This window comes from Arthrobacter sp. 2MCAF14 (assembly GCF_052115645.1).
Classification (GTDB): domain Bacteria; phylum Actinomycetota; class Actinomycetes; order Actinomycetales; family Micrococcaceae; genus Arthrobacter.
The window spans coordinates 47,887-63,230 of record NZ_JBFRHB010000021.1 but is presented as its reverse complement, the minus strand read 5'-3'; the positions used below and the strand labels follow the sequence as shown (position 1 = coordinate 63,230).

The following is a 15,344-nucleotide window of genomic DNA, read 5'->3' as shown; positions in this document are numbered from 1 at the left end:
CAACTCCTTCATAGGAAGCTGACGGTGGGCCACCTGCTGGAAGACTTGGTCGTGGGAAGCGACGAGGACACCGCACCCGCTGTTGGCGCCCGTTCGCATGGCATCCAGGATGGCTTCAGTATTCGTCGCGTCAAGCCCCGAACTTGGTTCGTCTGCCAGGAGTAGCGACGGTTGGTTGATCAGTGCGCGGCAAAACGCGACTCTTTGCTGCTGCCCGCCGGAAAGCCTCTTCGCTTGCCGGTCAGCGACCGCCGCAAGGCCGAAGCGATCCAACTGCGCCGTAATCGTTGCGCGTGTCATGGGCTGGCTGCTGGCAAGGAGAACATTTTCCAACGCCGTGAGTTCGGGCATTAGATTGCTGCTCTGGAAAACCATTCCAATTTGGCTCGAGCGGACAAGACTCGCCGTCCGCGACGATGCATTGGTTCTGTCGTCACCGTTGATCCACACTTTGCCGGCATCGGGGGTTGACAGAAGTCCCGAGATATTGAGGATCGTTGACTTCCCGGAACCTGACTCGCCCCGCAGCCAGACGATTTCACCAGCCTCAACGTTCAGGCTGATTCCAGAAAGGACCAACTGTCGAGTCCCTCGCTCACCTGTAAAAGACTTCGCGATCTCCTCAAGACGCAGTACCGAGGTCACTTGTTCTCCCCGAAGTCGTAAGCACCCGGGACGGCGATCATGGCGGCCGAAAGCGAGAGGCTACACGGTGACGCTTTGTCTGCTTCCATGCGATACAAGGACGGATATTCTTCGCAGCCTTTCAGAGCCCGGAGTCCCTCGGCCGCCTTGTCGAAGTCGTTTGATCCAAGTCCGGAGCGACTTGCATTCGTCATCGCGGTCAATGCCCGAAAATAGTTCAGGCCGTTTCCTTTGGGTGAACCGATGAGCTGCGGGAGCGCGGACTGGACGGCCGGAAACATTGATCTCACTTCCTCGCTGTTTGAGAAGTACATGGAGTTGGAGAGCGCCATCAGAGCTCCGGAGAGTAGATCTTCAACTCCGGGGTCTGCATCGAACGCCTCCAGTCGGCCCAACCGGACGCTGGGCTCAAGCTGCACGAGTACGTCCACCAACTCGATGTACCCGCTGAGATTTGCGAATGCCACGGCGGCCGGAAGCGCTGCCCTTCCCCGCTCGATGACCGCACCGTAGCTCCCCCAGGACGAGGAACCGGAGCGCTTTAGCGCCACAAGCGCCTTGAGTTGGGTGATCAGATCGGTTTCGGGCACCTTCAATACCCGTTCCAGTTCATCTCGGGTTCGCTCACTGGCGACCTCTGGAAAGCTCGTGTCGAGGAGTCTCGCGGCAAGATACGTCCCGTGGACCGAGCCTTTGGCGAGAGACGCTGAGCGGATAAGTCCGGTCTTCTTGTCGACTCTGGGTGCAATACGGTCCTTGATAAGTCGTTTTGCCTCGGCCTGCGCGTTCAGCAACTCCAGGGAACGCAGCATTGAGGCGATCAGCACGTCATCATGCACCTGGCTTGAATCGAGAAGCCCAACGATATGGTCTTTAGCATTGATTGGAACGACGAGATCCTTTCCAAGCGTTACTCTCGCTTCAAGAGCAGCTTGAAAGTCAAGGGTCGACTCATAGTCGCCAGGGAGCTTCTTGCATTCCACGTTTTTCAACGCTCGTTCCAATTCGCCGGGTTTCTGCTTTTGCAGGGCCGAATACGAATCGAAGAGACGCCACACAAGATAGGGCTTGTTCGTGATCGAGTTGACGTCAACTGCCCTAAGCCGCACGAGCGCTTCTTCCACAAAGGACTTTCCAGCGATCGTAGACCAGCCTTGCATCCTACCGATATCGATCCAAAACCAGAGAGCGGCGATCTCGGCGCCTACATCCTGTTGCCTCGGAGGAATCGCGGCATTGGCCAATCTCGCCTCCAAATCGGCAGGCAAAGCTGCGCCGGCAGTCCTAAGCAACTTGAGAGCTGACCAGAGCGTCGGAGGGTCGGCTGTGGACTGCGCGCCGAGTGCTTCGCGGACAGTCCCATAGGCGTTGTCCGCGGCCAGCAGGTAGGAACCAAGCTTCTCGGAGTACAACGCTGTGGTGTACAGATCCCCGCGCTCTTGGCCCTCCCCTTCGGGCATCCTTATGAGGCCGTTGATTCCCTGGAGATTCTTCAAGTCTTTTTGTATGGCAGAAACATCGTTAGCCGGCGCAGAGAGACCGGCACTGCAGGCAGGCAAGCAGAGCATAGCCACGATTAGCACCGCCAATAGTTCGCGCTTCGTGTGTGCTGCAAGTTTCGACGACATATGCCCGGACCTCTTTTCATTACTGCAGTGCCGATCTCTTCGTCATACGCGCGCGGAAGCAGTGCGCAAATTGCCGTAGTAGTACGCAGTGGCCGCCACATCCGCACCTAGGTAGAACGCCCCCCACCCCATGCAGACAGTGCCACTCAGATAGGATCCCCGAGCGCCGTTACTGTTGGTCCACTGAAGTGTCGCCGGATTGCTGGTTCCCGATCCCGATACATTGACACCCTTGATGCTGATGGACCCGACTCCGTACTGGTAGAACGAGGTCGTGTTGCGGATCCAGTTAGGTGATACGTTCATCACCGCCGACGAGGAAAAACTCCCACAGCCGCCATTTGAAACCGGCTGGATCCACATATTTGCCGTGATCGGTTGCCCGTTATCGAAATACGCGGCGCCTGACGCGCTAGTGGCCTGCGCTCCCGACGCCGCCCCAATTGCCATAAGTGCCGACAGCGCTCCTGCCGCGACTGCCTTCCTTACATTCCTAACCATTTTCATTCGATTCCCCATTCTCAATTACCGGTCGGCCTTGGAATTCCAACCGCTTTTCTGGTCAGACATGAATATCGAACATGTTCTCCACCCCGAGCCGATCGCGCGGAATTAGTCCGGGAGCGCGGCTCGCGAGTCCTTTACTTCAAGTTCGGAGGAGCCCGCTCTCGGCCCCAGATAAGACACTCCACGAACAGGACCACCGCCAGCGCGAGAACGAACAGCCTTCCCATCGCGGATGCTTAGAGATGACTTACGGATTTGTTTTGGGTCGCCTCAGGATCGACGACGAGAGTCATGGTTCCTAGACAGATCGCGCCGATTGTCCAAAGCCATATCGGAAGCGACCCGGGGAAGCCAACGGTCGACGCTCCAATGAAAACGCCACTGCCCATCCCGCTGATCGCGAACAGACCAGCATCGCGCTTCGGACTTCGCTTTGTTGTGAGCACTAGGACCAAGGCAACCGCGCCAAGAGCCAAGGAGGTCCAGGCAAGCGGTGGTGTCTTCGGTTGGTGAAGGAGCCCGACAATAGTGCCGCCAGCGACACACGCGAGCACGAAGACTGTGGCCGTCCTGCGGATAGTTGATGAAAAGATCACAATCGGAACCTTTCTCGGGGGATGGGGGCCCGCGCGACCGTCGCAGAGAAGTTAGCTACGGCCCCTCGGGCGACCGGGGTAACTAGGGTTCGCATGCGCGTTCGCCTTGTTTGTAGGCTTCGAAGGCGTCTTTTCGGGCCCAGGAGGCAACAAGCGCTCCGTGGCATACGAATTCGATGCAAACCGCCGGGACGATAACCCAGCTCGACACGCCGGCTCTGGCGAATGCACCGAATATCACGACGATGAGCACGGCACTAGCTATGTTGAACCAGCGTCGACCCGGAGTTGCGTTCATTGCCGTCAGGAGTTCGTCTAGGTAATAGAGCATTTCGATCCATTCCGAAGGCCGCTGTCACCGGCAATAACCGCTTGCGCAGCGGCACGCCGCAGCCCTGATCGCAACGGGCCCGGGATCGCAGTAGCACGGGCTGGCGTTGCCGCTAGGACTTCCCGAGCAATCGAGACGCGATTTATCATGAATCCCCCAATCGATCTGTAGTTCCGATTGGAAATCGAAACTGATACGGGAAGGCTAAGGGCGAAAAAGCCGTCTCAGTGTAAAAAAGGGGAAACTCAGTGCTGGGAGACCCGAATCTCAGTGTGGAATCGGGCAATCTCCGTGTGGTCGGTGGCGCATCTCCGTGTAAATCGAGGGTGAGCACGTAGAGAGGTGTCTCCATCAGGCGGCGAGGCCAGAGTGGACTTCGCGCGCCAACCGCCCCCTCCCAGCGCACCCAACCGCCCCACTTGGTATCCCAAACCCCGCTCCTACCGAACACCCCCTTGACTCCCACCCCCTCCTTCCCTAAACTTTTCATAAAGCAGAATCTAAATTCCACAAGACGGAAATCTCCAGCGGCGGACTAGCCCAAGAGAACAAGCCAAGCGGTAGATAGATCCCAAGCCCTCCCCCGGAAGGACACCTACGATGACGTACACAGTGAACTGCTCCATCCTCCTGACGGAGCTGCCCCTGCTCGAGCGACCCGCGGCCGCGAAGGCTGCCGGCTTTGACGCCGTCGAATTCTGGTGGCCCTTTGAATCCTCCGTCCCGTCGGACGCCCAGGTAACCGAGTTCGAGAACGCCATCAAGGACGCTGGCGTGCAGCTCACCGGCCTGAACTTCAACGCCGGCAACATGCCGGGCGGCGACCGCGGCCTTGTTTCCTGGCCTGCGCGCTCTTCCGAATTCCTGGACAACATCGACGTTGTCGCGGGCATCGGCGAGCGGCTCGGCTGCAAGGCCTTCAACGCCCTCTACGGCAACCGAGTGGACGGCGAATCCGCCGAGAAGCAGGACGCCATCGGCGCTGAGAACCTCGCCAGCGCAGCAGAAGGCGTCGCACGCATCGGCGGCACCGTCCTCCTCGAACCCGTCAGCGGCGCCCCCAAGTACCCGCTCCTCAAAGCCGCCGACGCCCTCAAGGTGATCGCCCGCGTCAAGGAAGAATCCGGCGCCACGAACGTCAAGCTCCTCGCCGACTTCTACCACTTGGCAGTCAACGGGGACGACGTCGCAGCCGTCATCGAGAACCACGCCAAGGACTTCGGCCACATCCAGATCGCCGACAACCCCGGCCGCGGGGCTCCCGGAACCGGTGAGCTTCCCCTCGGCGAATGGATCGCCCGCAGCCGCGAACTCGGCTACGAAGGCTACATCGGCCTCGAGTACAAGGAACCGCAGGAAACGGCCTTCAGCTGGGCCATCCGCCAGCGCGCCACCTCCCACTAGCGAACCCGCCAGCTGAGTAGCAATTGATGTCGTTTAGAGCCCTCAAAACGACATCAACTGCGAGCTAGTTGGGTCCAGCACACCTGAGCTAAAACAAAGACTTCAGTAAGGAAAATCATGAGCAACGTTGCAGTTATCGGACTCGGAATCATGGGCCTCCCCATGGCCATCAACCTGGTCAAGGCCGGCCACACCGTCACCGGTTTCAACCGCAGCCAGGATAAGATCGACAAGCTCGTCTCCGAAGGCGGCAAGGGCGCCACGAGCATCGCCGACGCCGTCAAGGACGCCGACGTCGTCATCACCATGGTGCCGGACTCCCCCGACGTCGAAGGTGTCGTCAGCGGCCCGGACGGTGTCTTCGCCAACGCGAAGAAGGGCGCCCTCTGGATCGACGCGAGCAGCATCCGCCCGGACGTCGCCGCCCGTCTCTCGGCAGACGCCGTCGCAGCCGGCATCCGCCCGCTCGACGCCCCGGTTTCCGGCGGCGAACAGGGCGCCATCGACGCCGTCCTGTCCATCATGGTTGGCGGCGACGCAGCGGACTTCGAAGCAGCACAGGATGTCCTCAACGCGGTCGGCAAGACCATCGTCCATGTCGGCCCCTCCGGCTCCGGCCAGACCGTCAAGGCAGCCAACCAGCTGATCGTGGCCGTCAACATCGAGGTCCTCGGCGAGGCTATCGCCTTCCTTGAGGCCTACGGCGTGGACACGGACGCAGCCCTCAAGGTCCTCGGCGGCGGCTTGGCCGGCTCCAAGGTCCTCGACCAGAAGGGCCAGAAGATGCTCGACCGCAACTTCGACCCCGGCTTCCGCCTCGCCCTCCACCACAAGGACCTCGGTATCGTCACCTCCGCAGCCCGCGAAGCCAACGTCGCAATCCCTCTCGGCGCCGTCGTCGCACAGCTCGTCGCCGCCACTGTCAACCAGGGCGACGGCGGACTCGACCACTCCGGCCTCTTCAAGCAGGTCCTCCAGCTCAGCGGCCGCAAGTAAGGCCACGCGCTAGGGCGCGACAACCAACAAAACCGGGCAACCGCCGTCTTACTTCACGACGGCGGCTCCCCCACCACACCCAAAAACAGACTTTTCAAGGAGCACACCATGACGAAGATGCGCACTGTAGACGCAGCCGTCGCCATCTTGGCAAAGGAAGGCGCCATCGAGGCGTTCGGCCTGCCAGGCGCGGCAATCAACCCCTTCTATTCCGCGATGCGGGCCCACGGCGGGATCCGCCACACCCTGGCCCGCCACGTTGAAGGCGCCAGCCACATGGCTGACGGCTACTCCCGTGCAGCGGACGGAAACATCGGTATCTGCATCGGCACCTCGGGCCCCGCAGGAACGGACATGATCACCGGCTTGTACGCAGCCTGGGCAGACTCCATCCCCATGCTTTGCATCACCGGCCAGGCCCCCGTTGCCAAGCTGCACAAGGAAGACTTCCAGGCCGTGGACATCGAGTCCATCGCGAAGCCGGTCACCAAGATGGCCATGACCATCCTGGAACCGGGCCAGGTTCCCGGCGCCTTCCAGAAGGCGTTCCAGCTGATGCGCTCCGGCCGTCCGGGCCCGGTCCTGCTGGACCTGCCGTTCGATGTGCAGATGGCCGAAATTGAGTTCGACATCGACGCTTACGAGCCCATCGCCGTCGAGAAGCCGAAGGCCAGCCGCAAGCAGCTGGAAAAGGCACTGGACATGCTCACCGCAGCCGAGCGTCCGCTGATCGTTGCCGGTGGCGGCATCATCAACGCCGGCGCCTCTGCACAGCTGGTTGAGTTGGCCGAACTGCTCAACGTTCCGGTCATCCCCACCCTGATGGGCTGGGGCACCATCCCGGACGACCACGTGCTGATGGCCGGCATGGTGGGCCTGCAGACCTCGCACCGCTACGGCAACGAGACCATGCTGGCCTCGGACTTCGTGATCGGCATCGGCAACCGCTGGGCCAACCGCCACACCGGCGGCCTGGACACCTACACCGCCGGCCGTAAGTTCGTGCATATCGACATCGAGCCCACGCAGATCGGCCGCGTGTTCTCCCCGGACTTCGGCATAGCGTCCGACGCCGGTGCGGCGCTGGATGGGCTGATCGAGCTGGCCCGCGAGCGCCAGGCAGCGAAGTCCCTGCCGGACTACTCCGCGTGGGTCGCCGAGTGCACCGCACGCAAGGGTTCCCTGCAGCGCAAGACCCACTTCGAGAACGTGCCCATCAAGCCGCAGCGCGTGTACGAAGAGATGAACAAGGCGTTCGGCAAGGACACCACCTATGTGTCCACCATCGGCCTGTCGCAGATCGCCGGGGCGCAGCTGCTGCACGTCTTCGGCCCGCGCAAGTGGATCAACGCCGGCCAGGCCGGCCCCCTGGGCTGGACATGTCCTGCCGCCCTGGGCGTTGTCCGCGGCAAGCCGGACGAGACCGTTGTTGCACTGTCCGGTGACTACGACTTCCAGTTCATGATCGAAGAACTGGCCGTGGGCGCACAGTTCAACCTGCCGTACATCCACGTGGTGGTGAATAACTCGTACCTGGGCCTGATCCGCCAGTCGCAGCGCGGCTTCAACATGGAGCAGAACGTGTCCCTGGCGTTCGAGAACATCAACTCCCCGGAAACAAACGGCTACGGCGTGGACCACGTCAAGGTTGCCGAAGGCCTGGGCTGCAAAGCCATCCGCGTGGAGAACCCGTCCGATCTGCCTGCCGCCTTCGACAAAGCCAAGGCACTCATGGACGAGTTCAAGGTTCCCGTGGTGGTCGAAGTGATCCTGGAAAAGGTCACGAACATCTCCATGGGCGTTGAAATCAACGGCGTGAACGAGTTCGAAGAGCTGGCCGAGCGCGGCGAGGACGCCCCCACTGCGATCATCGCCCTGCTGGACTAGCAAGTACTGAAGGAGGTACGGAATGCGTGTGGTCATAGCCCCGGACAAGTTCAAGGGATCGCTGTCAGCCCCCGAGGTCGCCAGCCGCTTGAGCACGGGATTGCGGGCAGGTTTTGCCGCCAACTTTGCGCCGGACAAGCCAGCCGAGGGCTTTGAAACCACGCTCATTCCAGTGGCCGACGGCGGCGAAGGGACTCTCGACGCCGCCGTCGGCTCCGGCTTCACCCGCCGCAGCGCGACGGTCACCGGGCCCACGGGCCAGCCGATCAAGGCCGAATTCGCCGTCCGCGGCGATGAAGCCGTCATTGAAATGGCCGCGGCCTCCGGACTTGCGGTGCTGCCAGGCTTCGGCGACGGCAGTGCCCCGAACACCGAAACGGCCAAAAGCTCCACCAGCCTGGGCACGGGCGAACTCATCCGCGCCGCCCTGGACCTGGGCTGCCGGCACATCATCCTCGGCGTCGGCGGCAGTGCCAACACCGACGGCGGCGCCGGCGTCCTGCAAGGCCTCGGCGCGGTCCTCCTCGACGCCGACGGCAACGAACTTCCCGCCGGCGGCGCAGCACTGGCGCGCCTGGATCGGATCGACTTCTCGAACCTCGACGTCCGCTTGGAGGTCACCGAGTTCGTCCTGGCGTCCGACGTCGACAATCCCCTTTTGGGCCGCACCGGCGCCGCCGCGATCTTCGGACCGCAGAAGGGCGCGACGCCGGACGACGTCGCCACGCTCGACGCCGCCTTGGCCCACTTCGTCCAGGTCCTCGCCAGCGAAATCGGTTCCGAAGCCCAGGACGCCGCACAGGCTCCGGGCGCAGGCGCGGCAGGCGGCGTCGGCTACATTGCCATCGCGGCGCTGGGCGCGGCACGCAGGCCGGGCATCGACGTCGTACTCGAATTCACTGAATTGGAGCAGCGGCTGGCGGGCGCGGACCTGGTGATCACCGGCGAAGGCAGCCTCGACGAACAAAGCCTTCTCGGCAAAACGCCCATGGGCGTGGCGCGAGCGGCGGCGCGTTCGGGGATCCCTGTGATTGCGGTCTGCGGCCGCAGTACGCTGAGCCCGGAACAACTTTCGGAGTCCGGTTTCGAGTCGGTCCACGCATTGACCGAACTCGAATCCAATGTAGAGAAATGTATAGCTGAAGCAGGGCCGCTGCTTGAAGAATTGGGTAAGCACATCGGCGTGCGCCTCTCTGAAAAAGCGGCATCCACCCAAGACGCAGCGCGAACCGAGACCAAGGAGCAACTCCATGTCTGAAGAAACCACCACAGCACACGGCCCGTTTGACCTGGTCATCCGCGGCCAGCGCATCCTCACCACCGCCGGCATCACCGCCCGCGAAGTCGGCGTCCGCAACGGCGTGATCGTCGCGATCGAACCCTTGGGGAACGGCCTGCAGGCACCTCAGGTGATCGAGCTTGGCGACGACGAAACCCTCATTCCCGGCCTCGTGGATACCCACGTGCACGTCAACGAGCCTGGCCGCACCGAATGGGAAGGCTTCGCCTCCGCCACCCGCGCTGCAGCAGCCGGCGGCGTCACCACCATCATCGACATGCCGCTGAACTCCATCCCGCCCACCACCAACGTGGAAGGCCTCAAGCTCAAGCGCGAAGTCGCCGAGGACCAGGCGTTCGTGGACGTCGGATTCTGGGGCGGCGCCATCCCGGGCAACAAGAAGGACCTGCGCCCGCTGCATGACGAGGGCGTCTTCGGCTTCAAATGCTTCCTCCTCCACTCCGGCGTCGACGAGTTCCCGCACCTGGACGCGGACGAGATGGAAGAGGACATGGCCGAGCTCAAGTCCTTCGACTCCCTCATGATCGTCCACGCCGAGGACTCCCACGCGATCGACCACGCACCCCACCCCGGCGGCGCCCACTACTCCACCTTCCTTGCATCCCGCCCCCGCGGCGCCGAGAACAAAGCCATCGCCGAGGTGATCGAACGCGCCCGCTGGACCGGCGCCCGTGCCCACATCCTGCACCTCTCCTCCTCGGACGCGCTGCCCATGATCGCGTCGGCAAAGCGCGACGGCGTCCACCTCACCGTGGAGACCTGCCCGCACTACCTGACGCTCATGGCCGAGGAAATCCCCGACGGCGCTACCGCGTACAAGTGCTGCCCGCCCATCCGCGAGGCCTCCAACCGCGAACTGCTCTGGCAGGGCCTGCAGGATGGCACCATCGACTGCATTGTCTCGGACCACTCCCCCTCGACGCTTGACCTGAAGGACCTGGAAAACGGCGACTTCGCAGTGGCCTGGGGCGGCGTCTCCTCGTTGCAGCTGGGGCTCTCGTTGATCTGGACCGAGGCACGGCACCGCGGCATCACCCTGGAGCAGGTGGTTTCCTGGATGTCCGAGAAGCCCGCAGCCTTGGCCCGCCTGCACAACAAAGGCCAGCTCGCGCTCGGTTACGACGCCGATTTCTCCATCTTCGCGCCCGACGACGCGTTCATCGTCGACGTCAAGAAGCTCAAGCACAAGAACCCGATCACGCCGTACGACGGCAAGGCGCTCTCCGGCGTCGTCCGCAAAACGTACCTGCGCGGCAGCGAGATCGACGGCCGGACGCCCAGCGGCAAGCTGATTCGCCGCGGCGGCGTGTAAGGCCAGCCATGGCCGTCAACGTCCATGCCCCGTACGGGCAACTGCCCGCACGGCTCAACGCCTCGCGGCACCAGCCCGCCGCCCGGCCTTCCGCGCTTCGGCCCGGGCTGGTTCGGGCCGGGATGCACCCGCGCGGACTCGCCGTGTGGGTACAGCCCGGCGAAGGCCGCGAGATCGATCCCGAGGTTTGGGCCCGGGCCGCTGAAGCAGTCCTGGCCCGGGCCCGCAAACTTGCTCCGGGGGCGGAAGTCCTCCTTTGGCCCGCCGCCGGAGCTGCAACGTCCGGTGATTCTTTGGGAACGGAGGCTTCCGTTTCGGAAGCGCCCGACGCCGGAAGCCGCACCGCCGCTGCCAACCCGCCGGTATCCTTGGCTGGCCGACGCAGCACCGTGGCAGTGGACCTGGCCGCGAACACCGTCCTCCTCGATGGGGTCCCCGTCAGCTTCACGGCGATGGAGCACAGCCTCCTCCGTTACCTCGTGGAAAACCTGTCCCGCCCCATCCCACGTGAAGAATTGCAACGCTTTCTGGAGTCACTTGACTGTCCCGGCGCGGCATTTCGGTCCATCGACGTGTATGTTGGACGCGTCCGGCGCAAGCTGGGCTCAGCCCGCCATGTCATCGCCACAGTGCGTGGAGGCGGCTACCAGTTCGTGCCCGGACCAGGCTCCACAGTCCGCGGACCTGCGGAATACTGCATCTAGGCAGCCCGTTACACCAATAGATTGATCGCCGGCCACGGCGGTTGCCCGACAAGTCAAGGATCGCAACATGACCCAGAAACTCCTCGCCGGAACCCAGGCCCCCGATTTCGCGCTGCTCAACTCCGAAGGCCAGAAGGTCTCCCTGTCCGATTACCGCGGACGCAACGTCATCGTGTACTTCTACCCGGAAGCCGCCACCCCCGGCTGCACCACCGAGGCCTGCGACTTCCGCGACAGCCTGTCCAGCCTGCAGTCCTCCGGCTACGAGGTCCTGGGGATCTCCCCCGACGCCCCGGAAAAGATCGCACACTTCGCCGGCGACTTCTCCCTGACCTTCCCGCTCCTCTCCGACGAAGACCACGCTGTGGCCCTCGCCTACGGCGCCTGGGGCGAGAAGCTCGTGAACGGCGAAGTGGTGGACGGGCTGGTTCGCTCCACCGTGGTGCTCGACGGCGAAGGCAAGGTCAAGCTGACCCAGTACCAGGTCAAGGCCCAGGGCCACGTAGCAGCCCTGAAGGCCGAACTCGGTCTGTAACGCCCGCTCACAAACAAGGCCAAATGGCGTAACGCCCGCTCACAAACAAGGCCTCCCGGCGTAACGCCCGCTCACAAACAAGGCCAACCGGCGCGACGCCCGCTCACAAACAAGGCCGATCCGCCTGACCCTCGCTCACAAACAAGGCCGCAGAACCGTCGCGCAGATGACCTGCGGGACGGTTCGGCGCCTTCCGGCCAGAAGCGAGCGAGCGTTTGGGATTTGACCGTCATAGCAGATGACCTGCGGGACGGTTCGGCGCCTTCCGGCCAGAAGCGAGCGAGCGTTTGGGATTTGACCGTCATATGTGAGCGAGCATCAGGCTTTGGCGATCGCCTCTTCCAGCGCGCCAAGGACGAGCTTCACCGACGCCCTGTTGGCATTCGGCCCCATCATGCCTATCCGCCAAACAGTCGACGTAAACGCACCCGCTCCGGAGCCGATTTCCATACTGAAGTTCTCCAAAAGGTAAGCGCGGACGGCGGTCGAATCCACGCCGTCGGGCACTTTGACCGTTGTGAGGCTCGGCAACCGCGCGCCCTCCGCAGCAAACAGCTCGAGCCCCATCGCTTCAAGGCCATCCCGCAACTCGGCCCCGGCGGCACGGTGCCGCGCTTGAACAGCCGCGAGCCCCTCGGCCAGGATGCGGTCCAGTCCGGCTTCGAGCCCGGCGATCATGGTCACCGGCGCTGTGTGGTGATACGTCCGGCTGCCGCTCGCCGCACCAACATACCCACCCAGAAGGCCGATATCCAGGTACCACGAACGCGGCTCTTTGATGCGCCGCTCGAACGCGCGCTCGGACACCGTGAAGGGGGACAAGCCAGGGGGCGCTCCCAAACACTTCTGCGTCCCGGCATACCCGACGTCGATCCCCCAGTCGTCAGCCAGGAGTTCCAGCCCGCCAATGGACGTCACCGCGTCCACGATCAGGAGGGCGTCACCTTTCCCGGCGCCAAGGGGCGCGACGTCGGACACGGCACCTGTGGAGGTTTCGGCATGGACGGCGGCAATCACCTTGGGATGCGGGTGCGCGGCGAGGACCCGCTCCGCGTCCACGGGCTGGCCCCATTCATGGTCGACGCGTACCACTATGGCGCCGCATCGCCGGGCAACCTCACACATCCGCTCCCCGAAAAGCCCGTTGACGGCAATTACTGCCACGTCGCCGTCGGACACCGTATTAACGAAGGCAGCCTCCATGCCCCCGGAACCGGTGGCACTCAACGGCAGGGTGCGGGCATTCCGGGTCCCCCACACCGTCCGAAGCCCGGCACATGTCCGGTCCAGGCGCTCTATGAACACCGGATCCAGATGCCCGATCACCGGATACGCCAACGCGGCGGTCACTTCCGGATAGCAATTGCTGGGACCCGGTCCGAAGAGATACCGGGAAGTCAGGACCTCTGGCATGGCGGAACTCCTTTGGCTCGTTGCTGACATTGTCCACCAGACGGCAAAGGTGAGCGAGCGTTTCGGTAGAACCCACCAAAGGTGAGCGAGCGTCGGGGAAAATAGCCACATAGGTGAGCGAGCGTCACAGGGCAGGCAGGGCGGGCCGGACGGGGCGGAGGACCGGGGTGCGGTATTCTCTTGACACCGCGGCAGTCATTGGATTCACTATTACGTATGCTGAAATAACAGTTCCATGATGTGGAAGGCCTGGAGTGCGGAGGCGCACAGGTCCATCCGGCAGAAATCGCCGGAGCTCCGCATAGCCAACACCATGGATGCCAGCACTTGCACGAGGAATGAACAAGCATGCAGCTTGAAGTATTCAACAGCGTGGACCGTGCGGACGCCATCGACGTCCTCCGTCCATGCCTCGACATCCAGCGTTGGGTGGAGCACGTCGCCGATGCGCGCCCCTTCAGCGGCTTGGACTCCTTGCTCGATTTCGCCCGGGAAACCGCCGAGCCGTTCACGTCCGACGAAGTGGCCGCTGCGATGGCCCACCACCCGCGGATCGGCGAACGGCCCAAGGCACAGACCACCGAAGCCGCGATGTCCCGCTCCGAACAGGCCGGCGTCGACCCCGGCGATGACGGCGTCGTCACCGCTTTGGCCGAATGCAACCGTGAGTACGAGGCCAAGTTCGGCCGCGTGTTCCTCATCCGCGCGGCGGGCCGGACAGCCAACGAAATCCTGGCCTCCCTCCAAGAGCGCCTGAACCACACCGCTGAAGAAGAAGACGCCATCGTGGCGGGCCAGTTGCGCGAAATCGCGGTGCTGCGCCTTGCCGGCGTCATCAGCGAAGCCAGTGTCAGCAGCGAAGGAGTGCCAAACAAATGAGCGTTTCCCAGATAACCACCCACATCCTGGACACCGGTTCCGGGAGGCCGGCGGCCGGCGTCGCCGTCGTTCTCTCCGTGCGCGACGGCGACAACTGGAAGCGCGTGGCTAGCGGCACCACCGATGCGGACGGCCGGATCAAGGACCTGGGCCCAGAAAGGGTCGACGGCGGCAGTTACCGCCTCAACTTCGCGACCGGCCCGTATTACAAGGCACAGGGCGTGGACACTTTTTTCCCGGAAGTGGACTTGAGCTTCACGGTGTCCGACGCCGGCGAGCACTACCACGTGCCGCTGCTGCTCAGCCCTTTCGCGTTCTCCACGTACCGGGGCAGCTAACCCGTCGATTGCTCCCCGCCGGCGAGGGAGCCGGTGGGGAGCAATCGATGGACCTGAAAGGGCAACTAGTCGATCGGGGTGACGTAGGCTCCCGAGATTCCGCCGTCAACCATGAAGGTCGAAGCGGTAATGAACGAGGCGTCGTCGCTTGCCAGGAAGGCGACCGCAGCGGCCAGTTCCTCGGGCTCGGCGAAACGCCCCAAGGGCACGTGGACCAGGCGGCGCGCTGCCCGCTCCGGATCGGAAGCGAAGAGTTCCTTCAGCAACGGGGTGTTGACTGGCCCTGGGCATAGTGCGTTGATCCGCACACCCTTGCGTGCGAATTCGACGCCCAGCTCGCGGGTCATTGCCAGCACGCCGCCCTTGGAAGCGCTGTAGGAGATCTGCGAAGTTGCCGCGCCCATCACGGCCACGAAGGACGCGGTGTTGATGATCGATCCCTTGCCCTGCTCCAACATGTACGGCAGTGCGTATTTGCAGCAGTAATAGACGCTCGTCAGGTTGACCTCCTGGACCCGGCGCCAGGCTTCAATTCCGGTGTCCAGGATCGAAGCGTCGTCCGGCGGCGAAATACCGGCGTTGTTGAAGGCGATATCCACGCTGCCGTAGTGGCTCTTTGCTGCGGCGAAGAGGTCGATGACTTCCTGCTCGTCGGTGACGTTGACCTTCACGAAGATGCCATCGACGGCGGCCGCTGCCGCTTCTCCAGCTGCCGGATCGATATCGGCGATGACCACGTTGGCACCCTCCGAGGCGAAACGCTTTGCCGTGGCCAAGCCGATCCCGCTGCCGCCGCCGGTGATGACGGCCGTGCGGTCCTTGAGGCGGTTTGAAATGAATTCGGTCATGGTGATCTCTCCTTGAATGAT

General features: G+C 63.2%; 13 protein-coding genes and 1 pseudogene. 10 read left to right on the top strand and 4 right to left on the bottom strand.

The window, feature by feature from the left end:
• Window positions 1–153: 153 nt before the first annotated feature.
• Both AB4074_RS14965 and AB4074_RS14960 read right to left on the bottom strand, forming a co-directional pair.
• Window positions 154–645: pseudogene (locus AB4074_RS14965) on the bottom strand (ABC transporter ATP-binding protein); the annotation flags it as partial.
• Entirely contained in the window at window positions 642–2,273 is a 1,632-nt protein-coding gene (locus AB4074_RS14960) for a hypothetical protein (RefSeq protein WP_441414080.1), read from the bottom strand. The gene AB4074_RS14960 and the pseudogene AB4074_RS14965, both read right to left, overlap by 4 nt.
• 274 nt (window positions 2,274–2,547) lie before the next feature.
• Between AB4074_RS14960 and AB4074_RS14955 the strand changes: the two genes are divergently transcribed.
• The 8 genes from AB4074_RS14955 to bcp all read left to right on the top strand — a co-directional run bounded on the left by AB4074_RS14955 (window position 2,548) and on the right by bcp (window position 11,845).
• Window positions 2,548–2,889, top strand: a complete 342-nt coding sequence (locus AB4074_RS14955) for a hypothetical protein (RefSeq protein WP_441414079.1) — start codon at window positions 2,548–2,550, stop codon at window positions 2,887–2,889.
• A 1,418-nt stretch (window positions 2,890–4,307) separates the two neighbouring features.
• Window positions 4,308–5,111 carry a hydroxypyruvate isomerase family protein gene (locus AB4074_RS14950; protein ID WP_441414078.1) on the top strand — a complete coding sequence of 268 codons (804 nt, stop codon included), beginning with the start codon at window positions 4,308–4,310 and terminating at the stop codon, window positions 5,109–5,111.
• 117 nt (window positions 5,112–5,228) lie between these two features.
• Window positions 5,229–6,107: a 2-hydroxy-3-oxopropionate reductase gene (locus AB4074_RS14945; RefSeq protein ID WP_441414077.1), complete on the top strand. Its 879-nt coding sequence runs from the start codon at window positions 5,229–5,231 to the stop codon at window positions 6,105–6,107.
• A gap of 108 nt (window positions 6,108–6,215) precedes the next feature.
• Entirely contained in the window at window positions 6,216–7,994 is a 1,779-nt protein-coding gene (gcl, locus tag AB4074_RS14940; RefSeq protein ID WP_441414076.1) for a glyoxylate carboligase, read from the top strand.
• A 22-nt stretch (window positions 7,995–8,016) separates the two neighbouring features.
• Window positions 8,017–9,252, top strand: coding sequence for a glycerate kinase (locus tag AB4074_RS14935; RefSeq protein WP_441414075.1), 1,236 nt, complete (start codon window positions 8,017–8,019; stop codon window positions 9,250–9,252).
• The gene (gene allB / locus AB4074_RS14930; RefSeq protein ID WP_441414074.1) at window positions 9,245–10,606 is read left to right on the top strand and encodes an allantoinase AllB; all 1,362 of its coding nucleotides are present in this window, start codon (window positions 9,245–9,247) and stop codon (window positions 10,604–10,606) included. The genes AB4074_RS14935 and allB overlap by 8 nt, the downstream gene beginning before the upstream one ends.
• A gap of 8 nt (window positions 10,607–10,614) precedes the next feature.
• Window positions 10,615–11,310, top strand: coding sequence for a winged helix-turn-helix domain-containing protein (locus AB4074_RS14925; RefSeq protein ID WP_441414073.1), 696 nt, complete (start codon window positions 10,615–10,617; stop codon window positions 11,308–11,310).
• Window positions 11,311–11,377: 67 nt separating this feature from the next.
• Window positions 11,378–11,845: a thioredoxin-dependent thiol peroxidase gene (gene bcp, locus AB4074_RS14920; protein WP_284991925.1), complete on the top strand. Its 468-nt coding sequence runs from the start codon at window positions 11,378–11,380 to the stop codon at window positions 11,843–11,845.
• A 318-nt stretch (window positions 11,846–12,163) separates the two neighbouring features.
• On the opposite strand, the gene AB4074_RS14915 is transcribed toward bcp, so the two are convergent.
• Window positions 12,164–13,258, bottom strand: a complete 1,095-nt coding sequence (locus tag AB4074_RS14915; RefSeq protein WP_441414072.1) for a pyridoxal-phosphate-dependent aminotransferase family protein — start codon at window positions 13,256–13,258, stop codon at window positions 12,164–12,166.
• Between the two features lie 348 nt (window positions 13,259–13,606).
• On the opposite strand from AB4074_RS14915, the gene uraD reads away from it, so the two are divergent.
• Both uraD and uraH read left to right on the top strand, forming a co-directional pair.
• The gene (uraD, locus tag AB4074_RS14910; protein ID WP_441414071.1) at window positions 13,607–14,137 is read left to right on the top strand and encodes a 2-oxo-4-hydroxy-4-carboxy-5-ureidoimidazoline decarboxylase; all 531 of its coding nucleotides are present in this window, start codon (window positions 13,607–13,609) and stop codon (window positions 14,135–14,137) included.
• Window positions 14,134–14,475, top strand: coding sequence for a hydroxyisourate hydrolase (uraH, locus tag AB4074_RS14905; protein ID WP_441414070.1), 342 nt, complete (start codon window positions 14,134–14,136; stop codon window positions 14,473–14,475). Before uraD ends, uraH begins: the two co-directional genes overlap by 4 nt.
• Window positions 14,476–14,540: 65 nt before the next feature.
• Here uraH and AB4074_RS14900 read toward each other — a convergent pair whose 3' ends face one another.
• Window positions 14,541–15,323 carry a 3-oxoacyl-ACP reductase gene (locus AB4074_RS14900; protein WP_234754369.1) on the bottom strand — a complete coding sequence of 261 codons (783 nt, stop codon included), beginning with the start codon at window positions 15,321–15,323 and terminating at the stop codon, window positions 14,541–14,543.
• Between the last annotated feature and the right edge of the window lie 21 nt (window positions 15,324–15,344).

Excerpts from the sequence above, each read along its gene's own strand:
- AB4074_RS14960 (WP_441414080.1), bottom strand. The coding sequence starts at position 2,273 with ATGTCGTCGAAACTTGCAGCACACACGAAGCGCGAACTATTGGCGGTG.
- AB4074_RS14950 (WP_441414078.1), top strand. The coding sequence starts at position 4,308 with ATGACGTACACAGTGAACTGCTCCATCCTCCTGACGGAGCTGCCCCTG.
- AB4074_RS14945 (WP_441414077.1), top strand. The coding sequence starts at position 5,229 with ATGAGCAACGTTGCAGTTATCGGACTCGGAATCATGGGCCTCCCCATG.
- gcl (WP_441414076.1), top strand. The coding sequence starts at position 6,216 with ATGACGAAGATGCGCACTGTAGACGCAGCCGTCGCCATCTTGGCAAAG.
- AB4074_RS14935 (WP_441414075.1), top strand. The coding sequence starts at position 8,017 with ATGCGTGTGGTCATAGCCCCGGACAAGTTCAAGGGATCGCTGTCAGCC.
- allB (WP_441414074.1), top strand. The coding sequence starts at position 9,245 with ATGTCTGAAGAAACCACCACAGCACACGGCCCGTTTGACCTGGTCATC.
- AB4074_RS14925 (WP_441414073.1), top strand. The coding sequence starts at position 10,615 with ATGGCCGTCAACGTCCATGCCCCGTACGGGCAACTGCCCGCACGGCTC.
- bcp (WP_284991925.1), top strand. The coding sequence starts at position 11,378 with ATGACCCAGAAACTCCTCGCCGGAACCCAGGCCCCCGATTTCGCGCTG.
- AB4074_RS14915 (WP_441414072.1), bottom strand. The coding sequence starts at position 13,258 with ATGCCAGAGGTCCTGACTTCCCGGTATCTCTTCGGACCGGGTCCCAGC.
- uraD (WP_441414071.1), top strand. The coding sequence starts at position 13,607 with ATGCAGCTTGAAGTATTCAACAGCGTGGACCGTGCGGACGCCATCGAC.
- uraH (WP_441414070.1), top strand. The coding sequence starts at position 14,134 with ATGAGCGTTTCCCAGATAACCACCCACATCCTGGACACCGGTTCCGGG.
- AB4074_RS14900 (WP_234754369.1), bottom strand. The coding sequence starts at position 15,323 with ATGACCGAATTCATTTCAAACCGCCTCAAGGACCGCACGGCCGTCATC.